Raw genomic sequence first — 22,602 nt, forward strand, 5'->3', positions numbered from 1 at the left:
TTTCTTTTTCTCTTCTTCAAACACTCTCTAAAACATTAACACCTCTTGAAGTGCTTGAAATTGAAAGCCTATATAAAGAAAAATTAGGCACGCGTAAGTTTGGATACAATTCAAACTTAATAGTTAAACTACAAAAACCTCTTGAGTACGTGACTCAAGAGGCTTTCTTTTACTTATTCTTAAATTTTTCCTTCGCCGCTCTCATTTTCACATTCAAATCATGATTAATGGAGTCACGAATATCACGCTCTACTGCTTCCATTTCTTTTTGGAAGTTTTGTAAGTAAACCTGCAATTCTTCTTCTTTTTCAGGACGCTGTGATGGCGGTAGCTGAGCCACTAGTGACAGCATATCCGTTAAATCTTTCATTAAGAAAGTTTCAAGTTTGTGTTGTTGTTCAAACATGCGATGTTCTTGGTAATACGGAAGTGCGTTTAATACGGCAATTGTAATTTCATCGACTGTTCTTTGTAGTGACGGATTGATTGCGCGTTTATACGCTTGAATTGTATTTAATGCATCTGGATAACGGTCATAAAAATACAATTTATAAAACGATAAATCTGTTGGCTTAGATGATTGTTGTGATTCTTGTCGTAAAAAATCTTTTACTTTCATCGCTGCTACATCGATATCTTCATTCGTCACTTTTTTCGTTGTTTTTGCCATAGCGTGTACCTTTTTCTGTTTATCTTTCGGTAACATAGAGAAAACTTGTTCTCTTGTACGTTGATCCGCCGCACAGAAAAGAGTATTCAATGTTTGTTTTTCTTTTTTCCCCTCTGTACGAATCCAGCGATAAAAAAGCGGATTCTGCGTAAATTCTTGTAAGAACGGTGTTGATTTATTTGATAATTTTTCAATTGATTCATTCGCTCGTTTATACGGTTTCGCCCATGATAAATAAAATTTCCGGCCGAAATACACAAGCAAGACAACAATTGTAAATCCTACTAAAAGCAATACTCCAATTAGTATTAAAACTAATTTAAAGAAGCCCATTTTTTCACCTCCTCTAACGATTCTTTATTTCTTTGGACGCTGAATGAGCTTCTGCTTCATTTCATCATTAAATGTGTCGAGTTCAATAACAAACTTTTTACTAGATTCAATAATACGCTCTGATGATTTCTCAGATGCTTCAATAGCTGCAAACACATTTTGGAATGATTCGCGTAGCTTATCCATGCTGATTGCTGGGTTTTCAAGTAACTGTGTTGTTTCTTCTGTATTCTGTTTTAATGCTTGTGAGTTACTTAACACCATTGATTCAATTGCTTCGTTTGTCGCATTCACTGCATCAATCGTCTTACGTTGATTTGTTAATGCCAGCTGAATCGCTGCTGAAACAGTAACTACGTTTTGCGTCATTGTAATCGCATTACGAATTGCTTCTGTCAACTTTTCATTATTCTTCTTAATAATGTCTACAGATGCAATAGACTGCAGTAATACACTTTTCGCTTGCTGCATGTTACGCGTACGTACAAGAATTTTTTCTAACGCATCATTGATTAATGGAATATCCTTTTGACGATCTGGATTTTGCTTTTCTACTTCAAGCATGCCAGCGAGCTTTCGTCCTAAATATACTTGTTTATCAAGCGCATGAATTTTATCATGTGATTGCTCTTTTAACATTTCTAAACCAACTGTATCCTCTTGTAAGTTGTCACGCCCAATAAGCAACGCTCGTATGATTTCTTCAATTTGTTTATCTATAGATTGATATTTATGCACATACGTTTCAAGTGGGTTTTTCTTGAAAACCTTAAACATAAACTTCTTCATTCCCGATGCTTTCATTGAATTGGGATCGAGTTCTGATACCACTTTACGTAATTCTAATAACGTATTTGGAATTTCTTCATTCTTTCCATTCATCATTGCAGTAACAGGACGTTTTAGTGCTGATAATGTTTGCCCTGCTGCTTGCTGCTCTTTATCTCCTAAATCTCCCAGCTGGGATAATACTTTTGAAAGGTCAGTATTTTGTTCACTATTTAACTTTTGTACATATAAATCAGCTTCTTTATTCAGTTCAACAAGCTCTTCATCTTTAATAACTGTATCAACAACTACTTGCATATTATCTTTCACTACTGATACATGTTCTTTTTTCTCTAATTCAGTCACAAAATCGCTCCTTTATTTATATGTGCGAATTTATTTGCACTATATTTCATCTAATATATCGTATTCAACATGTATGATACTTGTTTAAAATCGATTTTTAATAAACTCCTGCTTATGCAGTCATTCCCTGTTTCTTATCCTAAGTATACCTGTTTCGTACATTATTTTCCTCAGACTTAAGACCTAGAAGGCTACGTGCGGAAGACGGATTCTTCACATGTTATACAGTTTATTACTTAGCAATTCGGCCCTCAATTTCATTTTGTCTACCTTTCCGTTCGGCTTCTTCGGTAAACGTGATAGTACAGTCCAATTTCTTGGCTGCTTATATGCTATTAGTTTTTGACGGCACTCTTTCTGAATATCTACTAATTCTCGAGAAACTTCCTTAACGATAACAGCCCGTATAATTTCCCCGCGATTCTCATCTTTTTCCGAAAACACTACTGCTTCTATAACCCCGGTGATTCCAAGTAATACATCCTCTATTTCACCAGCATACACAAAACTCCCAGCAGCTTTTATAACATCTCGGTCTCTACCTACTAAAACAATTTTTCCATCTTCTCTTTGGAAACCAATATCATGTGATGTTACCCAATCTTCTATGAAAGTTGCTTTTGTTTGCTTTTCATTTTCAATATATCCTTCAAAAGCCTGACCAGATCGAACAAATAATTTCCCAAAGTTTTCTTTATTAGTTACTATTCGTTCTTTTTTCTCATTAAAAAAGGCAATCTCTACATCTGGGAATGGTATCCCGACTGTTTCAGGTGCAGTTCTTGCATCTTCCGGTGTTAACAGTGAGGCATAGCCCATTTCTGATGATCCGTAATATTCATACAAAAATGATTTAGGAAAACATTCTTCAAATTTTTGTCTTTGTATAGGCGATAATTTTGTCCCAACTGAAATCATACACCTCGGAATCATTTCCTGCACACTTCGTTTTTGCTTTGCATGGCGAATTAAAGGTTCAATTAAAGCTGGTGTGATAGAAGCACACGATCCTTTCGCTTTTAAAAAGGCTTCTGGTGTGAACTTAGATAATAAAACAATCTCAGATCCTATAGCTAATGCCTGAAGTGCCGGATATAGCTGGGCTGAATAAGATAAATGTAGCGGAACTACTACACGATCGCTTTCAATTAGTGAAAATGCCTTACTCCACCCTTCAAAACTACTAGTCCATGATTGATGACTTTTAACAAACCCTTTCGGTGTACCCGTTGAACCTGAAGTATAACCAAAGAAGTATAACTCATCCTTACTACTCACATGTCTAAGAGGAAATGGGATGGTATTAGGCTCCATTGTTTGACATAAAGTCTCTTTGGATGTGATAATCCAATTAGGCTCCGTACTACTTATAATTGTTTGCCATTCAATTTCGGTAACGTCTGGATGAACCGGCATTATAATTCCACCAATTTTTGAAACCGCAAGTGCATCTTGAATCCATTCCATACAATTTTCTAACTTGATAATAAAAATATGCCCTGGTATCGCTCCGTCTTGCATAAGAGCTGATGCGCGATTTGAAACACATTGCGCCAACTCTTTATAAGTCCAACTATTATGTTGTTCCGAAAGCACAACGCGATCAGGATATTTTTGTGCCTGCTCATAGAAATAAGAATGTATTCGCATTTTTTATTAAATCTCCTTGTTTGTTATGGCTATATTTTTTATTTTTTTCGTGCTACAAACGCTCCTTTTTGAAAGGCTAGTAATACAGTTTCAAACGTATCGTCTTCTTCAATCATCTGAATAAATTCTGCTAACTCTTCTGCATGCGAAGTCGCATTGTCAATGACAAGAAATCCTTGTGGTTCTAATATGCGTTTTATATTTTCCCACCACCACATATATTGCGTACGCTCTGAATCTAGAAAAATAAAATCAAATGAACGATTTACTTGTACATCTAGAAACGCTCCTGCTTCTTGATTATGAATATCAATCCGATATCTAAGATTTGCCTTTTCAAAATTCATAAGTGCCTCTGCAACCCTTTCTGAAGAAAGCTCAACAGTTGTAACATTTCCTTTTGTTTCTTCAGCCGCATTTGCCAGCCATAATGTTGAATATCCATTTGAAGTACCAATTTCTAAAATTTTTTGTGCACTACACCCTTTTATTAAAATAGATAAAAATTGTCCCATCTCACGAGAAACATTTCTTAACTTTTCTTCTCGCTTTTCTTTTTTGCTATCATGCTCTTCCCCGTACTTTTCAAGTTCTAACAACAATAATTCTAATGAATTCATACTATTCATCGCCTTTCTAACAAATTTAATGATTAAAAATTGATGAGAAAGTTGATTATGTTTGTCTACTTTTCATTATATGCGAAACGAAAATCTTTTTCCTGTTATAAAACAAAGAATTGAAATTTTTTGTAGCATATTGTTTCATTTTTTGGTAAAGTTAATTTCTACGTGTAATTATTCCATTCACATTATTTTACAATCAAAATGCAATCATAAAATCATTTTTAATCGGTATTTCACATTAAAGAAGCGCCCTTTTCGGACGCATTTTCTTTTGTTTATAACTGTATGTAAGAAAGGATGCTTTGAACATGAACGTGATTAATTTAGAAGCTGCTAGAAAACGTAAGCAGTACAAAAAGCAAATGATAACTATACCGATTATTAAACGTATTTACGAAGAGGACGGAGAAATTAAGTGCGAGGTATTAGGCGAAAAGGATGTTCCTCTTGAAATGTTAGAGAAGTAAATTACATGATCTTAAATCGAAGACGCATCTCTCTTGAGATGCGTCTTTTTCATTCTATACATTCTGATTTAAATGAATAAGCTTTTCTGGATTCATCATCATATAAATAGATGCGATTTTCTCTTCTTGAAACTCAAACGAAAGCACATACGTAGCGCGATTATTTATATTTACAATAATACCTGGTGTACCATTTACCATTCTAAATGCAATGGAATGTCCTTCTGGTAACTTTTTGGTAATCCCTAAAAATAAGCGAACAATCCTTTCAGGTGTGTAAACTGGTTTAAGAGCCGTTGTAACCTTTCCACCACCATCGGATTTAAATATTGCATCTGTTTTTAAGATGCCTAACATTTCCTGTACGTCTCCTCGCTGCAAAGATGCAACGAATTGTTCTACATATGCAGCCATTTGCTTTGTACTTAATTTTGAGGCTTTCGGTTTATCTCTTATACTTTTTCTGGCCCGATGAAAGATTTGTCGACAATTCACACTACTCTTTTCGACAATTGATGCGATTTCATCATAATCGTATCCAAAAACTTCTCGTAATATAAACACCGCCCGTTCAACTTCAGATAACTGTTGTAAAAGCAAAAGATACGCTGTAGAAATAGACTCCTTCATTATATATGTCATTGAGGGATCATCATTTTCTTCAACAAGTGGTTCAGGCAACCACATGCCAACATAAACATTTCGTTTATGAGCTGTTGAACGTAATTTATCGATTGCACGATTCATAACCATCTTACACAAATACGCTTTTACATTATCAACAGACTCTAGCTCTTCTATTTGACTTAATGCAAGAAATGTATCATGAACAATATCTTCAGCATCCATAACACTCCCGAGCATACGATAGGCTAAAGAAAACAATAAAGGTTTATATGCTTGATACAATTGTTCCATTTCCACACTAACATGACCCTCTTTCAATTTGTGACTTTACTTTGTTCTAAAATTTGTAGTGCTGCTCGTTTACCGCTAGCAACCGCAGCGTCAGCTAATAATTCATCATGCCCAGCCCAATCTCCTGCAACATATATCCCTGGCATTTCAGGAACCCTAGGCCCTGGATTTTCAGTACGGCCAATATGAGGAAAATCATAGACAACTGTTATTTTAGGTAAATATTGCTTTTCAACTAACTCCTGTTGCCATTTCGGATGTAATAAATCCATTGTATGTTCTAACAAAAATTTATCATCATTAAAATTACTAGTCTGTACTGCATGATTATGATATTTTATCAATCCCACTACTACCGTTCCATCGTCACTCAGCTTAGCGGCTCTCGATTGATTCGTAAAAAACAAAGGTTGATCTAATCCTAAGGCAAATTGATATGATGGATTGGGTAATTTTCTTAGGCCAAGATCTAAGGAAGCTACTGTAACTGGCACTGATTGTTCTCCCCATATACGCAGCATAGTGTCTCTTGCACCTTTTACAATTTTACAAGCCTCTTTTGGTGGTATAGTAATAACAACCGTAGGGACTTCAAAGAATTCGTTACCAGAACAACGAATTCTTTGAATATGACCACAGTGCTCAATTTCAACTACATTTTTGCTCGCTATAAAATGAACTCCAGCATTTGTAGCATCTTCTCTTAACTTTGTTATGATTGTCTCCCATCCGCCATCTACATAAAAGACTCCTTCTTTCATTGATCGTTGTATTTGTTTTAGTACAGAAGATGCTAACTGTATTGTCGGAGCATATGTGTAAGTTGATGTTCGGCATAATGCATAAAACATATTTCTTACCATGGGATCTTTAATTTCTTTTTCTGTCCATACACTCAGACTCATTTTAGGAATTGTATTTAAATCTAATTTCCCTAGCTTTAACATCAGATGAGAAAATTGTATTTTAGCCGCCCATGAAAGTAATGGTGTAGATAAGATTGATCGAAAATCTGTCGGTATTGTATACACATCATTTTTCCATATACCATGCGCGCTAGTTGAAGGTATGTCTCCTGGAATGTTAATTCCAAGTTCCTCAAAAGTTGATAGTGCTTCTCCCCCGTGATATAAAGCGTGCGCCCCAAGATTCATAAGGACTCCGTTTTTATTCGTTGTTATTGCTCTTCCACCAAAGCGACTTGATTTCTCTAATACAACAACTTTTTCACCTTCCCTAGCTAAATAAATCGAAGCTGTTAATCCAGCAAGTCCCCCGCCTATAATTGCCACATTAAAGTTCTCCATATATATTCCCTCCTTATTGTTCTACACACAAGACGGATGAAGAAAGAGGAATGTGACATCTTTTAAGATTTATTTTTCCTTCAAAAACAAAAAGATCCTTTATCACATACTAAAGGATCTTTTTGTTTACATAATATAATTACCAACTACTTGTATGAGAGGTAGTCTTTAGTGGCACTGGATTCCAACTTTGTTGTATTGTTTGCCATGATTTAACCGTTCCATCTTTACTTTTAATAAATGCTTTAAATTCTATATTTCTTTCAGCTGGCAACACAACATTTCCTCTCCAATCATTACTATGAGAATCATAATATAATTGAATTGGATACTGTTTTGTGTCCCAACTTCCTAATTCCGCACGATTCCCAGTAATATAAACAGTATCTCCTATTGTTGTAGGAACATTTTTTACTACAATCGTTTGCATAACAGGGGTTACACCTAATAAATCTTTAAATTTCCCCATTAATGAATTGTTATACATTACATCTTGATAACGAAGTAACGTAAATCCAGCAAAATTATAATTGAAAGCCATTTCTGCAACTCTTTTATACTCTTCTTCATTTCCGATACTTAAAGCATTTTCACCGTTTAATACAATTCCCTTTTCATTGGCTAATGTTGCAATATTTTGTACCAATGTTTTTGGCATTGAATATTCCGGATAACTACCTTTATCTGTCATTTCTAAACAAGTAAATGTTACATCTAGCTTTGCACTTTTGAAAGCATCAAGTAAATGGCTATAATCATTATACCCTGCAGGCTTTTCAGCTCCATGAGGTATTGTTGGGTTATTATATTGCCAATGTACGCCTGCAATTTTTGCACCAATTGGTACTTGGAAAGTTGTGTCAAATGCATTATGTGCTAATTCACCAATTAATTTTGTATGATTTTCCAAGATGCCCTGATACCATTCTAAATAGTCTTTTCCATACATAGAAAGATATCCATTCATTAAGAATTGTTCCCCATCGCTTGGTGGTAAAATGGCTAACTCTGAAATCAGTTTCGTGCCCCATGCTTTATTCACTTCATTTAGAGAACCATATTTATTTAATACCCATAAACGAAATTTAGATTTTGCAAACTCTGTATACGCTTGAAACTTTCCACGTGAGGGATATCCTGTCCCATCGGAAGTTGTATATGAAGGATATCTTAGTTCACCAGCTGGTCCTCCAGATAAATATATTTTTGCGATTACATCTTTATATGGTTTCATAGCTGCTGCGAATGCTGTATATAGTTCACCATATTCCTTTCGAATTACATCTGAAGCAAGTGGATTTAATGTTTCTTTATTGACAGTTCCTGTTTCAGACTTAAAATAAAGGCTATCATCGGATTTTTGATTCCAAACCCATGAAGGAATTGGTACATTGCAATCATCCCCAACATTTCCACCGCACTGATGTGTGGAAATAATAGGAATCATTTTCATACCTGCATTTTTTACCGATTGAGCAAAGCGCTGTGCGTATGAAAAATCAAATTGCTGATCTCCGTTCTTTTCCATATCCCCCCACCAAAAATCAACTGTAATAGCATAAAAACCATTTTGTTTTGCCCATCGTAAATCATTTTCAAATGTCTCCCAATTTGTTACTTCCGGTATCTTTTTTAATGGCGCCATTAAATATGCTTTGTAATCTGGATTCATTCCTTTTCCATTTACAGCTGCCGAACTCGCTTGCGGAATTAATAATGATACAAATAACATCACTACAGACAAAATGACAATACAACAATATTGAAACTGATTTTTCATTGCTTCTCTCCTCTTTAATTTACAGATTTCATGTATTCGCTTTCATTATAAACGAAAAGACGCAATCGTTTGCATGTAATAATGCATAATATTAAAATAAACAAGCTAGATTAATTAGCTTGTTTATTTTAAACTCCAATTTCATACTATCTACTTTCACATACAAATATCATTTCTTATTTTACTAAACTTGTTATACTACTTTTATGATATTTTATTAAAATATCATAAAACCCTTTTACCAAGAATGATTAAATCCCTTTCAACCCCATCTAATTCTGCAACGTTAGGCAGATGCGCCCATTTTTCAAAATCAAAACAAGAAAATAATTGCAGACTAGCTTTATTATGAGCAAATATAAACGCTAGTAATGTTTTAATCTTGAGCTTCGGACAAGTATCTAACACTCTATGTAGTATATGTTTACCTATCTCCCTACCTCTATACATTTGATGAATGTATATACTTATTTCAGCTGTTCCATTATAAGCAGGTCGACCGTAAAAGGATTGGAAACTAACCCATCCGCATATCTCTCCTTGAGATTCTATTATCCATAAAGGTCTAAAAGAAGGTGAATGTTCATTAAACCATTGTTCTCTACTCTTAACAGTAACAGGTTCTGTATCAGCGGTTACCATTCTACTTGAAATAGTTGAATTGTATATATCCACTATACTAGATAAATCACTAATTTCGGCATCTCTAATCTTAATATCTTCTTTCATAAACAACTCACACTCCTCAGTTAATATTCTATTTTTTCATATATTAACTGAATTCATACATATAATTCAAACATGAATTGTATAAATCTAATATTTTTATCCTTTTATAACTTTTAAAAACATTATTAATTTACTACCTTATTTTATATTAATAATATTTTATCCAGAATATTAGGTATGTACGGGTCATATTTATTTTCCAAAGAATTAATCAAAATTCCTCTGTAATTTACAAAATAACTAGGTATAAATACCTAGTTATTTTGTGTTTAAATGAAATACCAACTTCATCTTTTCTCTAATTTTTTTGTAAATCTATCATATTGCATCCGAAAAAGTTCAATGACAACCGGAAGATCCTCTTCGCTTTTTATATGATAACTAATCCATCCTGATTCAGGTAATACATGATGGGGCTGCGCTAACCCTTGGTTAACCAATTCATCCCGTTTTAATTTTGGAAATGGAAGATCAGCTAATGTATCTCCATGAAGATGACCTAACTCTTTCTTTTTATAATTTAATTCAATACCACCAAATCGATGTGGTTTTTCAGAAACCCCTTCCCAGCTCAGCACTTCTTTTCTAATCATTTCACTATATGACATGGCCATTCACTCCTTTATCATTCTGAATGTAAGAATACGATACCTTTTTTCTTTAAACGTTACATCACTCAAAGGTATCAATGTATTTACGAAAATAGTTTGATATTTGCAAGGTAAATGAAACTCATGCTTTTTCAAAAAAACCATCATTTATTCGCTCTAATTCTATTTTATATTTGATTCAAACATACATTCATTGTATACGAATAGGTACAATCAATACTGCACACTAAAATAACTAGACTCATATCCTAATTCGTATACTTAATCCTATTTCAAAACAGAAAGGCAGGAAGAATAAATGACTTCTTATATAGATTACACCTCTCCCTCTGTCCGTTTCACTCATGATCTAAGTACGAGTAATTTTTTTAAAAAAGATGAGCAAAATTATATAAATGTACTGGGAATTAAACAATTAAATACATTAGACAATACATCGTTATTAGATATTTTTTTAAGCACTGGTAACGTCGTTGAACCTCATGTACATCAAAATGCAGCTGAACTTGTTTACTGTATTTCTGGAGCAGCTATTGTTTCATTACTTAACCCGTTTACGAATCAAATTCTTAATCTCCCTATTAAACCAGGGCAAGTTGCCAACGTACCCCAAGGTTGGTGGCATTATGAAATTGCCTCTGTAGACAATACACATTTATTAGCAATTTTTAACGCTCCTACACCAGAAGTTATATTTGGTTCAGATATTTTAAGGCTGACACCCTCAAATGTAATGGCTCATACCTATTGTCTTGATGAACAAGAGTGGAAGAAAGCAATATCTCCTATTCAATCAACTACTGTAATTGGACCTCCGGCAAACTGCACTCAAAATCGAAATACTATGTACAATACACTACCTCAAAACCCAACCTATCCCGAGCAGCCACCTTCATACTACCAACAACAGTTTCCATTTCATGCATATTGGGGGTATTAATAGAAGGAGTTATCATTAAATTTTATAAATATATGAAAATTCCAAAGCTATTCTTTATCCAGTAAATTAGAGTTTAAGTATCTTTCACTTAAGACCCTATAGAAATTACATTGAATTTTACTTGAGTTAATAAGCTGAAAAATGAGTTCTAAAAAGATGTTTACTTACTCTGTAAACATCTTTTTAGAACTGTAAAAATCTTGTATGTACGAATCATATTTTCATCTTGTTTCATTACCTTAAACTACCGTAACGATTACTAGAGTTTTCACATATACTATTTATATATCAAACTGGAGGTGATGGTATCATGAATAAAGAGTACGATTCTAACAAAGATTCTTCTAACAATAAAGATATCCGCACTTCATCTTCACAATCTTCCAATTACCAATCATCACAAAACCTATATCGCCAAGGATATGTAAAGAAAAAAGGATGTAATTGCGGTAAAAACAAATAGAATTTTTCACTTTATTCAGAATTATATTTACTGTGTAATATATACACATCAAAAAAGAGCATCTATAACAGATGCTCTTTCTCTTATAAAATAAGTAAATGATTATTCATTTTGAAAGAACATTTATATAGAAAACTCTTGTTCAAAACAAGGTGACTCTATTAAATGATATTATTATTTGATTATCCAGATTATTTCACACGGATTACAACAAGCATTCACCATTGGTATAGTTAGTATCGGGATATAGAGATGTTGTTTGAAGCATCTTTACTTTCACCATTCATTTGCATAGTAAACGTAATATTAGAGTTCATGATTTCCCCCCCTCTACCTTGGTTCGTTGAGTTCGTTTGTTTTGTTAGCACTTAAATTGAATTGCAACTACATTCCTTTTATTTAATAACTATTATCAGTAAAGAGTTCAGAAAATCCATAGACAATTACCAACACTTACTCTGCCATTTTTTCACTTTCCCACTGTAAGAGTAGATATGTCCGCTATTGTTTAAATAAACTTCTATATCCTCAGCAAACATCTTTTACATCCTCTTCTTCAATAACTCCCTTTTTATTTTCAGCCAATTTCTTCAAGTAATCAACGAATTTATTAATTATTTCCACTGCCATCATCCTTTCAATTCAAATGTCCATTTTGTTCAATAAAATAGAGTACCCGCCATTAGGTACTCTTTTGCGAAAGGAGTATGGAGCTCCAAGTATCATCTCAATTATGATAACTCGTCCCACACTTCATAATATGCTTGTCTCATTAAGTTGTTTACTAGTCCATTGTGTAATTTCTATATAACAAAGAAAATAAGGTATAATCATTTTCTATCTCCAGCATAGCTTCATACATTGGTTTATCATATCCAACGCCTTTTGCATAAACTAAAGATTTAATAAATGCCTTAATGACCCTCTTACTCTCAGGAGATAACTTACTATTGCTTATAAATTCAACTTGTGATCTAACTATCTTTCAATTCTTTATCCAAAAAAGCAATACACGCCTTTTCAACAGATGAATAAAAACCAACTGGCTTGAATCCGTATTTTGGTTCTTCGCCTTCTTTTGTTTTTTTGTACTTCTGATGTTTGCAATCACAAAAAAATGCGGTTTCTCAAATACAAGAAACCGCATTACATCAACATTTAAATTTAAATTTAAATTTTAAACTGACTCGTATACAGTCCATAATAGAACCCTTGACTTTCAATTAAAGATTCATGATTGCCCCTCTCAATAATTTCTCCATCTTGAATAACCAAAATTTGATCCGCTTTTTCAATTGTTTTTAATCGATGGGCAATTACAAAGCTTGTGCGTCCCTTCATCAAATTGTTTAATCCAGATTGAATTTGGAGTTCTGTTCTTGTATCAATGTTTGATGTTGCTTCATCAAGAATTAAAATATCTGCATCTGCTAAAATTGCTCTCGCAATTGCAAGCAGTTGCTTTTGCCCCTGACTTAAATTCGATCCTTCTGAAGCAATCTCTGTTTCATATTGATTTGGTAAATGTTTAATAAAGAAATGTGCAGAGGCTGCTTTTGCTGCAGCAATAACTTCTTCATTACTTGCATCTAGCCGTCCATAACGGATATTATCCATAATTGTACCAGCAAAAAGATATGTATCTTGCAAGACGACTCCTATTTTACTTCGTAAGGAGCTAATATCGTAATCTTTTATATCTTTTCCATCAATCTTAATTTGGCCCTTATGAATATCATAAAAGCGTGTTAATAAATTAATGACTGTTGTTTTTCCTGATCCAGTGGGGCCAACAAGTGCAATCGTTTCTCCTGGATGCGCATGTAAGTTTACATCTTTTAAAATTTCTTTTTCTTTCGTATATCCAAATGATACATGTTCGAAAGAAACATTTCCTTTTAGATTCTGAACAACAATTGCATCTTTTTTGTTTTGAATTTCTGGAACTTCATCCATAATTTCAAAAACTCGCTCTCCCCCAGCAACTGCAGCTTGAATTGTATTCATAAGCATTGCAAACTGACTAAGTGGTCTTGAGAATTGACGAGAATAGTTAATAAAAGCTGCGATGACACCAACTGTTGTCATACCATTTAAAACCATAATAGCACCTGCTAAGATAACAAGTCCCATCCCTAAGTTGTTAATAAAGTTCATACTTGGGAAGATAAACGCTGAAAATGTATCAGCTTTTGTAGCAGAAATTCTAAGTTGTTCATTAATCGCATGAAATTTATTTACTGTTTCTTTTTCTTTTCCGTACAACGTAATAACATCTGCACCTGTAATCGCTTCTTCAATAAAACCGTTCAATTCTCCTAAATCTTTTTGGCGCTTCGCAAAGTTTTTACCACTATATGCAACCAATTTTTTTGTTACAAAAAACATGATGGGTACTGTAATGAGTGTCACAATTGCTAAAATCCAATCTAGTGAAAACATTGCAATCGTCACACCAACAAATGTTAAAGCAGACGAAATGATTTGCACGACACTTTGTGTTAACGCTTGGTTTAAACTATCGATATCATTTGTAACGCGACTCATTAAATCTCCTTGTGAACGAACATCAAAGAAACGAAGAGAAAGCGTTTGGATTTTTTCAAAAATATCTTGCCTTATTTTTTGTATCGTTTTTAATGCAACATTAACCATTAAGTATGTTTGCAGCCACGTTAATAATACCGTAACGCCATAAATCCCAATGAGCAGCATACACATTCTTGCTGTCCCATTTAAATCTCTTGGTATGATATATTCATCAATAATAACTCCCATATAATATGGACCTAGTAAACCAAGTAATGTTGTGACAAATACAAGAACAGTAACGAACATAAGAGCTGCTTTTTGATAACCCATATAGTTCCAAATCCTCATTACAGTTCCTTTTGTATCTTTTGGTTTTCCTGATTTGGAATTGCTACGTCCACCTTTATTTCCGAACTGTCCTTGAAAATTACGCATGCTCTTTCCCCCTTTCTTGATGCAAACTACCACCTTGGGAAAGATATATATCTTGATACACTTCACATGTTTCTATTAAATATTCGTGCGTCCCACTTCCAACTAACTCACCATGATCTAAAACTAGAATTTGATCAGCATCTATAACAGATGATATTTTTGAGGCAATTAAAAATGTTGTCGTTTCTGTGTGTTCTTCTTTCAATGCTGTTTGTATAATTCCTTCTGCTTTTGCATCAACTGCAGATGTAGAATCATCTAACACAAGGATAGATGGCTTTCGAACAAGTGCCCTTGCGATAGAAAGACGCTGTTTTTGACCACCAGAAAGGTTCGTTGCGCCTTGCGTTAAGTTATACTGATATGTATTTTCAAGCTTATTAATAAACTCCGTCGCACAAGCTGCCCCTGATGCAGATTCTATTTCACCTTGCGTTGCTTCTTCTTTACCATATCGCATATTTTCTTCAATACTCCCTGAAAACAGCAATGCCTTTTGTGGAACAAATCCGATTGAAGAGCGAAGCACCTGTAAATCGTACTCTTTGACATTGACACCATCAACAAAAATCGCACCTTGATCAACATCATATAAACGTGGAAGTAATTTAACTAAAGTAGATTTCCCACTTCCTGTAGGACCAATAATCCCTATTTTTTCACCTTTTCTTGCGGTAAATGAAATATCTTTTAAAACATATTCATTATTTTTACTGTAACTGTAACTTACATGCTTAAATTCAACATTTCCCTTTACTTCCTCCGGCTGATACACATTTTTTTCATTTTCAATATCAACATTAGTTTCTAGTACTTGTTGCACACGATCAGCGGATGGGAAAGCACGCGCAATTTGAATAAATACCATACTGATGGACATAAGTGACATTAATATCATATTCAAATAGTTAATAAATGCCAAAATCGCTCCAACTTGTAGTGTACCATTAAAAATTTTTACGCCACCTATCCATAAGGTAGCTACAATACCACCATTTACAACGAGCATGATGATCGGCATCATTAATGAAATGATTTGTACTGCACGAATATTAATGCCCGTTAAGTTTTTATTTACTTTTTCAAACTGAGAAATTTCATGATTCTGTCTTACATAAGCCTTTACAACGCGAACACCAGATAGATTTTCTTGTAGTTTTGTATTCACTTTATCTAGCGCTTCTTGTACCCTTCTAAAGGATCCACTTGCATTCCCAGCGATAAAGACAATTGCAACTAAAAGAATAGGGACAACAACAAGTAGAATAGAAAATAGATCTTTTGCTGTAACAAAAACAATAATGATACTGCCTATAAATAATAATGGGCCACGAACAAGAACGCGTAATGTCATCGTCATGGCTGCTTGAATGGATGTAATATCATTTGTAACAATCGTTAGTAATTTTCCAGTCCCAAATGATTCTCGATTTTCACTAGAAAACGTCTCGATTTTTGTAAAAACATCTTTTCTTATATCCGTTGCGAAGTTAACAGCCGCTTTCGTAGAATACATCATACATCCAAGCCCACCAATTAATCCAAGTGCTGCTGCTCCTATCATAAAAATTCCCATTTTAATTACATAATGAAAATCTTGATTAGCAATTCCAACATCAATAATATGTTGCATAATTGTCGGTTGAATTAAATCCATCGCAACCTCAAGTACCATAAACAGTGGTCCAATAACGGCGAAGAACATGTATGGTTTTAAATACTGTAACAATTTGCGAAATGATTTCATACATTGTCTCCTTTTCTTATGAAATTATCATTTTATAACTCAAATCCCCCTCCATTCTATTCATCTGGGCATTTTCATCACTACTACAATTATGTTCCACAGATTAATATTTAACATTATTAAATGATAAGTATTAATTATACATTCGTCAATCAAAGTGCCTTAATTTGATGGAAAATAAGACTTTTATCACAAAACTTTATGGACGCTTATTTAACTCTATTTCAAGACAATAACAAAAAGCCGCATTCTTTCATAATAGAATGCGGCTAATTTTAATTATGTATGCTCAATTGTAAAATCCAAAAATTCTGTTTCAAATCCATTATCTTTTGATGGACTACAAGTATAATTTCTTAAACATTCCATAATTCACTTATCTATCATTTCCTGTAATCCAATCAAAAAGTATCTGTTAATAGTTACTTCTAGATTAAGATTCTATTTAAAATTCAGTCAAAACTGGAAATTTATATCCTTTAAAATCGATCTTTTCACCACCGCGAACCATCAAATGTTTTTTAGATTGAAACTCTTTGTGCGCTACCTCTTCAAGCCCTAACTCATCAGGGTAAAAGTAAAATTCAATCTCTGTAAATGGCTCAGATATTTCAGCACATATATCATCTAAAATCGGAAAGATTTGTGCGAAAATACCAAATAGTTTCAGCACTTGATTTTTTACTTCAAATACAATAAGCGCGTCGAGTTTCTTTGAATAATATAGTTTTTCATTCCATTTCGCATCGTACATATTAAAATAAAAAGAAGACTGATAGTTTAATGTTGAAAATTCCATTGAAAGCTGTTGAGCGTTTTCTATTATTCCCTTTATAAGTTCCATATCTTTTTCATCATAAAAGTTTAATTTTCGAAGTGAAGACGAGCGAGGTAGAGTATTATCATATGATAATGTCATCAGATATTCTTGTACGACTCGAAAACCAAATGGTTCGTATAATTCCGGTTTCTCTGTAAATAATATTGCACATTCATACTTTGTATCTATTTCTTGTAATACTTTACAAAACAGCTGCTTCATCAAGCCTTTTCTCCGATATTCTGGATGTGTCATGACAGATTGAATACCAGCTGCATAAATCCGTTCTCCATTTACAAACATTGGTAGCGAAAACATAGACACATTTGCTATTACTTGACCTTCTTGTAAATATGAAAAAGGTTTGTATGTAGTGTCCCAAAATCCATTGGCCTCAAAATTTTGTAACGTTTGAACAGGAATACGAAACACTTCTTCAAATAATTGAAATAACGGTTCCTTTTTCGATTCCTCCACAAAAAAGTTTTCAGAAAGAATAAGATTCCCCATATTGTTCCTCCATAAGTTCATTCTTATCAATGTAATTGTTTTCTATTGTGTTTAAATCAAGTAAGTCTTCTTACAACTCAACGCATCATCACAAAATATACCAAAATAAGTTAAGATTTTCAAGATAACTCCGAATACTAATCCACCTGTTTTTTCCCTTTATGATTCAGACAAGTTCTTTTCAGTAAAACTCTAAGGAATTATTTTTTTAGTATTACAGCACTTTTATAATTTTTATATTTAACAGCTAACCGATATATGTCAGATAAAGTGAAACTTTAATCAGTGCGGGTTTTCTTCATCCCCCACTGATTATTAGCCCTCACCAATCGGGCTTTTACGGGCAGTTTATCTCCGACTCAATTCCTGTACTTTCGCTGAATTGTGAGGTGGGAGGTCTTACTGCCCGCGAATAGCGGGATAAAAATTATTTTATCTTACTCTTACATGTATTGTTCAATAATCACCATACTAAGTGGGAACTAATTTCATTTAAAGTGAGGGCTATTTAACCATGAAAAATTATACTACTCCTAAATGTATTATCGTTATTTTTGGTGCGACAGGTGATTTAGCAAAGCGCAAATTATTCCCGTCTCTTTTCAGGCTCTTTCGACAAAGGAAAATCTCTGAAAACTTTGCCGTTGTTGGTGTGGCAAGAAGACCATTATCTACTGAAGAATTTCGTGAAAATGTTAAACAATCTATTCACAATTTACAAGAAGAAAACATGACTCATGATACATTCGCTTCCCATTTTTATTATCATCCTTTTGATGTAACGAATTTATCTTCTTATCAGGAGCTAAAAAGTTTATTAATCACTCTAGATGGAAGGTATTTTACCGAAGGGAATCGTATGTTTTATTTAGCAATGGCCCCTGATTTTTTCGGCACAATTGCCACGAATTTAAAATCAGAAGGATTAACTTCAACAGAAGGTTGGATTCGTTTAGTGATTGAAAAGCCATTTGGACATGATTATGAATCAGCACAAGCATTAAATGATCAAATTCGCCATGCCTTCACAGAAGATGAAATTTATCGTATTGACCACTATTTAGGTAAAGAAATGGTTCAAAACATTAAAGTCATTCGATTTGCGAATGCAATTTTTGAACCCCTTTGGAATAATCAATATATAGCTAACATCCAAATTACTTCAAGTGAAACTTTAGGAGTAGAAGAGCGAGGCCGCTATTACGAAGATTCAGGTGCACTACGTGATATGGTCCAAAATCATATGTTACAAATGGTGGCACTCCTTGCAATGGAACCACCAATAAAGCTAACCGCAAATGAAATCCGAAGTGAAAAAGTCAAAGTACTACGTGCTTTACAGCCACTTTCAGAAGAAACAGTAGAACATAATTTTGTACGAGGACAGTATGGACCAGGTATGATAGACGAGGAAAAAGTAATTAGCTACCGTGAAGAGAACGCAGTAGATTCAGATTCGAACACAGAAACATTCGTTTCTGGTAAATTAATGATTGAAGATTTCAGGTGGTCAGGAGTTCCTTTCTATATTCGAACTGGGAAACGTATGCAAGAAAAATCAACTGAAATTGTCATACAATTTAAAGACTTACCAATGAATCTATATTTTAATAAGGAAAAAAAAGTTCATCCTAATTTATTGGTCATTCATATTCAACCGGAAGAAGGAATTACCCTCCATTTAAATGCGCAAAAAACCGATAGCGGTACTACTTCGACACCCATCCAATTAAGTTATTGTAATAACTGTATGGACAAAATGAATACACCTGAAGCATATCAGGTTCTTCTATACGATTGTATGCGTGGTGATTCAACTAACTTTACACATTGGGACGAAGTATGTCTTTCTTGGAAATTCGTTGATACAATCTCGAGTGTTTGGCGTAATAAACCGGCGAAACATTTTCCTAACTATGAGTCTGGGTCAATGGGCCCTAAAGAATCTGATGCTTTATTAGAAAGAGATCGCTTCCATTGGTGGCCAACGATAACCTCTCATTTGAAAGGAGAAAGTTACAATGAAAATATATGATATTACAGCACCTATATTTGAAGGGATGACTGTTTACAAAAATAAGCCTGAAAAACAACCACAATTTTCAAGAACAACAAATGCGCATGTCACGGAGTCACGTATTACATTAGACGTCCATACAGGTACACATATTGATGCACCATTACATATGATTAACGAAGGAGCAACCTTTGAAAGTATTCCATTAGAAAAATTAGTGGGACCTGTTAAAGTTTTTGATTTAACAACTGTTGAAGATGGAATTACAATAACTGATTTACAACACCTCGATATTCAAGAGAATGACTTTATCTTATTTAAAACTCGTAATTCTTTTGAAGACGAGTTTAATTATGAATTTATTTTTTTAAAAGAAGACGGTGCCCATTATCTAGCGGAGCGAAACATTAGAGGAGTTGGTATTGATGCTCTCGGGGTGGAACGTAGCCAACCAGGACACCCAACTCATAAGGCATTATTCGATGCAAATATTATCCTCATTGAAGGATTACGTTTAAAAAACGTGCCGGCAGATCCGTATTTTATGGTAGCTGCACCATTAAAACTAGTTGGAACTGATGCCTCTCCAGCACGTGTTCTTCTTTTTAAAGATATATAAATAATAAACAACCCCGTTCTTTTAAGAACGAGGTTGTTTTTATGTAGAAAACGTTTTTCAATTACATTAAGATAATGACTCATTTTTTGTCACTTTTTTCTACCGCATGTCCGCCAAATTCGTTACGGAGTGCTGCAACAACTTTACCTGTAAATGTATCATTTTCTAATGAACGATACCTCATTAATAAGGACAGGGCAATAACAGGTGTCGCTGTTTGTAAATCAAGAGCCGTTTCAACTGTCCATTTTCCTTCTCCTGAAGAATGCATGATTCCTCTAATGTCATCTAACTTTGCATCCTTTGAAAATGCGCGTTCCGTTAAATCCATGAGCCATGAACGAATAACTGAACCATTATTCCATACTCTTGCTACTTTTTCATAGTCATAATCAAACTCGCTTTTCTCTAACACTTCAAATCCCTCACCAATAGCAGCCATCATACCATATTCAATCCCATTATGAACCATCTTTAAAAAATGACCACTTCCTGCTTTTCCTGCATATAAATATCCATTTTCTACAGCTGTATCTCGAAATACAGTCTCAACAGTTTCCCACGCTTCCGGATCTCCTCCAATCATATAACAAGCACCATTACGAGCACCTTCTGTTCCACCAGACGTTCCTGCATCCATAAAATGCACACCAGCTTTTTTAAACTCATCATAACGACGAATGGATTCCTTATAATAGGAATTACCCGCTTCAATCACAATATCTCCTTGACTTAAAAGCGGTGTAATTTCATTAATAACAGTATCAACAACAGCATGTGGCACCATAATCCATAGAATTCTTGGTTTTTCGAGAGATTGAATAAGTTCAGATAGACTAGATGTACCTATAGCTCCATATTCTTTTATTTCTTTTATAGCATCTGTATTTACATCATACGCCACTACTTCATGATTCTTATCAATTAAATTTTGACCTAAATTTAATCCCATTTTCCCTAGACCGATTAACCCTATTTTCATTTTTAACTCCTCCTAAAAATACCTAAGTGAGATTCGCTAATCCTTTGTTTATCTTTCTTCATTTGAACAATCAATATTTATCCAAATTTTTTCACTACGGATATATTTTGCACGAATCAGCTCTGGTAGATGCATAGGAGTCACTTAATATTTATACTTTAACATTACAGTTCCTACCCCGTTATTCACTAATCCCTTCTAATCTCTCCTTCGTACTTCCTTCTTCTCCTTTCAAACGTTTTTCAAATGTTTTTCTCCAACTTGCTGAAAGGGCCTCTACTCCTAAAATCCTTCGTACTCCCTCAAAGTTACGTTTTTCTTTATGCATTATATGGTTTGCAAAAGCGATTGAAATCCCTTTACGATCAGACTCAAGTTGCGTAAGAGAATCTGTTGGTGATACCCACCCCTCTTTTAGAACACGAAAATAAAATCCCGTATACCCTGTGTTTTGGAAGTAGAGTGGTAATTGCGGTATATCATACTTTTTTGCTAATTTAAAACAAGGTTGCCTTGGTTGACTTACTTGTACCACCGCTTCGCCAATTTGAAATATATCACCTATACAAACATCTTCCTCAAGCATGTCTTGTACTGTCATATTCTCTCCAAAAGCACCGTATACAAGCTTTCGATTCAATTCCTTTTCCCAATACGGATAATGGTTATAGGAATAAACACAAACTGCTTTATCTATTCCTCCATGATGGACTAAATCAGCTTGCCCATCTCCGTTAAATTTTAGTGATGATAAAAAAACAGGCTCACTTACCCGTGATTTATTAATACCCGTTTGAATTAATTTCCCACCATATGACACTTCTTTGGGCATACCTACATTAAGAGACCTCAAGTCATACGACCTTGGCATCATTCCCCACTCCTTTTACTATTTTGACAAAGCGCTTCAAAAGCTTGATTTATTATCTCAAACCCCTTATCAATTTCTTCATTCGAAATTACAAGTGGTGGTAAAAATCGAAGAACATTATCATGTATACCCGCCCCAATGCTTATAAGCCCATTTTTCCAAAACTCCTTAATTAACTGCGCTGTTAATTCTTTTGCGGGTTCTTTCGTTACATGATCGGTCACTAGCTCCATTGCACCAATTCCACCCACAAAATCAATAAAGTTATTTCCATCTACATCTGTTATCATTGCTTCTTTTGCCGATTGTACGTACAAAGGTATTAAATTATATACCCCCCTATTGGTACAGCTTGTTGATATCTCTTATGAAGTTCTTGAGAATAATTACCTGGTAATGTATTAGATTTTAATGCTTGTATCATGTCATCACCTCATCTAT

Annotated in this window: 19 protein-coding genes and 1 pseudogene; 5 read left to right on the forward strand and 15 right to left on the reverse strand. The window is 34.1% G+C overall.

All coding sequences use genetic code 11. The annotated features are described in order from the left end of the window. Positions 1-169: 169 nt before the first annotated feature. The 4 genes from MHH71_RS03390 to MHH71_RS03405 form a co-directional block, all read right to left on the reverse strand. Positions 170-1,003: a DUF3974 domain-containing protein gene (locus MHH71_RS03390; RefSeq protein WP_006094868.1), complete on the reverse strand. Its 834-nt coding sequence runs from the start codon at positions 1,001-1,003 to the stop codon at positions 170-172. Positions 1,004-1,027: 24 nt separating this feature from the next. Continuing rightward, entirely contained in the window at positions 1,028-2,137 is a 1,110-nt protein-coding gene (locus MHH71_RS03395; RefSeq protein ID WP_006094869.1) for a toxic anion resistance protein, read from the reverse strand. A gap of 213 nt (positions 2,138-2,350) precedes the next feature. Then, positions 2,351-3,787, reverse strand: coding sequence for a class I adenylate-forming enzyme family protein (locus MHH71_RS03400; RefSeq protein ID WP_006094870.1), 1,437 nt, complete (start codon positions 3,785-3,787; stop codon positions 2,351-2,353). Between the two features lie 38 nt (positions 3,788-3,825). After that, entirely contained in the window at positions 3,826-4,416 is a 591-nt protein-coding gene (locus tag MHH71_RS03405; protein WP_029426826.1) for an O-methyltransferase, read from the reverse strand. 305 nt (positions 4,417-4,721) lie between these two features. Between MHH71_RS03405 and MHH71_RS03410 the strand changes: the two genes are divergently transcribed. Continuing rightward, positions 4,722-4,880, forward strand: coding sequence for a hypothetical protein (locus MHH71_RS03410; RefSeq protein ID WP_018767033.1), 159 nt, complete (start codon positions 4,722-4,724; stop codon positions 4,878-4,880). A gap of 54 nt (positions 4,881-4,934) precedes the next feature. Here MHH71_RS03410 and MHH71_RS03415 read toward each other — a convergent pair whose 3' ends face one another. From MHH71_RS03415 to MHH71_RS03435, 5 genes are all read right to left on the reverse strand, one after another. Continuing rightward, entirely contained in the window at positions 4,935-5,804 is an 870-nt protein-coding gene (locus MHH71_RS03415; protein WP_006094872.1) for a sigma-70 family RNA polymerase sigma factor, read from the reverse strand. 17 nt (positions 5,805-5,821) lie between these two features. Beyond that, the gene (locus tag MHH71_RS03420; protein WP_033798873.1) at positions 5,822-7,105 is read right to left on the reverse strand and encodes a protoporphyrinogen/coproporphyrinogen oxidase; all 1,284 of its coding nucleotides are present in this window, start codon (positions 7,103-7,105) and stop codon (positions 5,822-5,824) included. A gap of 139 nt (positions 7,106-7,244) precedes the next feature. Further along, entirely contained in the window at positions 7,245-8,885 is a 1,641-nt protein-coding gene (gene spoII, locus MHH71_RS03425) for a beta-amylase (protein ID WP_018780455.1), read from the reverse strand. Between the two features lie 225 nt (positions 8,886-9,110). Then, on the reverse strand, positions 9,111-9,614 hold the full coding sequence (locus MHH71_RS03430) for a GNAT family N-acetyltransferase (RefSeq protein ID WP_006094874.1): 504 nt from the start codon (positions 9,612-9,614) through the stop codon (positions 9,111-9,113). Between the two features lie 287 nt (positions 9,615-9,901). Next, positions 9,902-10,222: a luciferase domain-containing protein gene (locus tag MHH71_RS03435; RefSeq protein WP_018767029.1), complete on the reverse strand. Its 321-nt coding sequence runs from the start codon at positions 10,220-10,222 to the stop codon at positions 9,902-9,904. 301 nt (positions 10,223-10,523) lie between these two features. On the opposite strand from MHH71_RS03435, the gene MHH71_RS03440 reads away from it, so the two are divergent. Together MHH71_RS03440 and MHH71_RS03445 are read left to right on the forward strand one after the other, a co-directional pair. Continuing rightward, positions 10,524-11,165: a cupin domain-containing protein gene (locus tag MHH71_RS03440; protein WP_006094875.1), complete on the forward strand. Its 642-nt coding sequence runs from the start codon at positions 10,524-10,526 to the stop codon at positions 11,163-11,165. 310 nt (positions 11,166-11,475) lie between these two features. Beyond that, positions 11,476-11,628 (forward strand): hypothetical protein, encoded by a 153-nt coding sequence (locus MHH71_RS03445; RefSeq protein ID WP_016114857.1) that lies wholly within the window; start codon positions 11,476-11,478, stop codon positions 11,626-11,628. Between the two features lie 1,170 nt (positions 11,629-12,798). Here MHH71_RS03445 and MHH71_RS03450 read toward each other — a convergent pair. From MHH71_RS03450 to MHH71_RS03460, 3 genes are all read right to left on the reverse strand, one after another. Continuing rightward, positions 12,799-14,595, reverse strand: coding sequence for an ABC transporter ATP-binding protein (locus MHH71_RS03450; RefSeq protein WP_033798874.1), 1,797 nt, complete (start codon positions 14,593-14,595; stop codon positions 12,799-12,801). Continuing rightward, positions 14,588-16,342: an ABC transporter ATP-binding protein gene (locus MHH71_RS03455; protein ID WP_006094877.1), complete on the reverse strand. Its 1,755-nt coding sequence runs from the start codon at positions 16,340-16,342 to the stop codon at positions 14,588-14,590. The genes MHH71_RS03450 and MHH71_RS03455 overlap by 8 nt, the downstream gene beginning before the upstream one ends. A gap of 445 nt (positions 16,343-16,787) precedes the next feature. After that, positions 16,788-17,672 carry a GNAT family N-acetyltransferase gene (locus tag MHH71_RS03460; protein WP_003203986.1) on the reverse strand — a complete coding sequence of 295 codons (885 nt, stop codon included), beginning with the start codon at positions 17,670-17,672 and terminating at the stop codon, positions 16,788-16,790. 514 nt (positions 17,673-18,186) lie between these two features. Here MHH71_RS03460 and zwf point away from each other — a divergent pair. Together zwf and MHH71_RS03470 are read left to right on the forward strand one after the other, a co-directional pair. Continuing rightward, entirely contained in the window at positions 18,187-19,707 is a 1,521-nt protein-coding gene (gene zwf, locus MHH71_RS03465; protein WP_006094878.1) for a glucose-6-phosphate dehydrogenase, read from the forward strand. After that, a complete protein-coding gene (locus MHH71_RS03470) occupies positions 19,694-20,308 on the forward strand; it encodes a cyclase family protein (RefSeq protein ID WP_033798875.1) in 615 nt (204 codons plus the stop codon). Before zwf ends, MHH71_RS03470 begins: the two co-directional genes overlap by 14 nt. A gap of 79 nt (positions 20,309-20,387) precedes the next feature. Here MHH71_RS03470 and gnd read toward each other — a convergent pair whose 3' ends face one another. The 3 genes and pseudogenes from gnd to MHH71_RS03485 form a co-directional block, all read right to left on the reverse strand. Continuing rightward, complete coding sequence (gene gnd / locus MHH71_RS03475; RefSeq protein ID WP_006094880.1) at positions 20,388-21,290, reverse strand: phosphogluconate dehydrogenase (NAD(+)-dependent, decarboxylating); 903 nt, start codon at positions 21,288-21,290, stop codon at positions 20,388-20,390. Between the two features lie 181 nt (positions 21,291-21,471). Continuing rightward, entirely contained in the window at positions 21,472-22,161 is a 690-nt protein-coding gene (locus tag MHH71_RS03480; protein ID WP_018767020.1) for an MOSC domain-containing protein, read from the reverse strand. Beyond that, positions 22,161-22,451 (reverse strand): annotated as a pseudogene (locus MHH71_RS03485) (aminotransferase class III-fold pyridoxal phosphate-dependent enzyme); the annotation flags it as partial. The gene MHH71_RS03480 and the pseudogene MHH71_RS03485, both read right to left, overlap by 1 nt. Positions 22,452-22,602 lie beyond the last annotated feature (151 nt).

Origin of the sequence: Bacillus sp. FSL H8-0534 (assembly GCF_038005885.1) — a bacterium.
Classification (GTDB): Bacteria; Bacillota; Bacilli; order Bacillales; family Bacillaceae_G; genus Bacillus_A; species Bacillus_A pseudomycoides.

Excerpts from the sequence above, each read along its gene's own strand:
- MHH71_RS03390 (WP_006094868.1), bottom strand. The coding sequence starts at position 1,003 with ATGGGCTTCTTTAAATTAGTTTTAATACTAATTGGAGTATTGCTTTTA.
- MHH71_RS03400 (WP_006094870.1), bottom strand. The coding sequence starts at position 3,787 with ATGCGAATACATTCTTATTTCTATGAGCAGGCACAAAAATATCCTGAT.
- MHH71_RS03405 (WP_029426826.1), bottom strand. The coding sequence starts at position 4,416 with ATGAATAGTATGAATTCATTAGAATTATTGTTGTTAGAACTTGAAAAG.
- MHH71_RS03410 (WP_018767033.1), top strand. The coding sequence starts at position 4,722 with ATGAACGTGATTAATTTAGAAGCTGCTAGAAAACGTAAGCAGTACAAA.
- MHH71_RS03420 (WP_033798873.1), bottom strand. The coding sequence starts at position 7,105 with ATGGAGAACTTTAATGTGGCAATTATAGGCGGGGGACTTGCTGGATTA.
- spoII (WP_018780455.1), bottom strand. The coding sequence starts at position 8,885 with ATGAAAAATCAGTTTCAATATTGTTGTATTGTCATTTTGTCTGTAGTG.
- MHH71_RS03430 (WP_006094874.1), bottom strand. The coding sequence starts at position 9,614 with ATGAAAGAAGATATTAAGATTAGAGATGCCGAAATTAGTGATTTATCT.
- MHH71_RS03435 (WP_018767029.1), bottom strand. The coding sequence starts at position 10,222 with ATGTCATATAGTGAAATGATTAGAAAAGAAGTGCTGAGCTGGGAAGGG.
- MHH71_RS03440 (WP_006094875.1), top strand. The coding sequence starts at position 10,524 with ATGACTTCTTATATAGATTACACCTCTCCCTCTGTCCGTTTCACTCAT.
- MHH71_RS03445 (WP_016114857.1), top strand. The coding sequence starts at position 11,476 with ATGAATAAAGAGTACGATTCTAACAAAGATTCTTCTAACAATAAAGAT.
- MHH71_RS03450 (WP_033798874.1), bottom strand. The coding sequence starts at position 14,595 with ATGCGTAATTTTCAAGGACAGTTCGGAAATAAAGGTGGACGTAGCAAT.
- MHH71_RS03455 (WP_006094877.1), bottom strand. The coding sequence starts at position 16,342 with ATGAAATCATTTCGCAAATTGTTACAGTATTTAAAACCATACATGTTC.
- MHH71_RS03460 (WP_003203986.1), bottom strand. The coding sequence starts at position 17,672 with ATGGGGAATCTTATTCTTTCTGAAAACTTTTTTGTGGAGGAATCGAAA.
- zwf (WP_006094878.1), top strand. The coding sequence starts at position 18,187 with ATGAAAAATTATACTACTCCTAAATGTATTATCGTTATTTTTGGTGCG.
- MHH71_RS03470 (WP_033798875.1), top strand. The coding sequence starts at position 19,694 with ATGAAAATATATGATATTACAGCACCTATATTTGAAGGGATGACTGTT.
- gnd (WP_006094880.1), bottom strand. The coding sequence starts at position 21,290 with ATGAAAATAGGGTTAATCGGTCTAGGGAAAATGGGATTAAATTTAGGT.
- MHH71_RS03480 (WP_018767020.1), bottom strand. The coding sequence starts at position 22,161 with ATGCCAAGGTCGTATGACTTGAGGTCTCTTAATGTAGGTATGCCCAAA.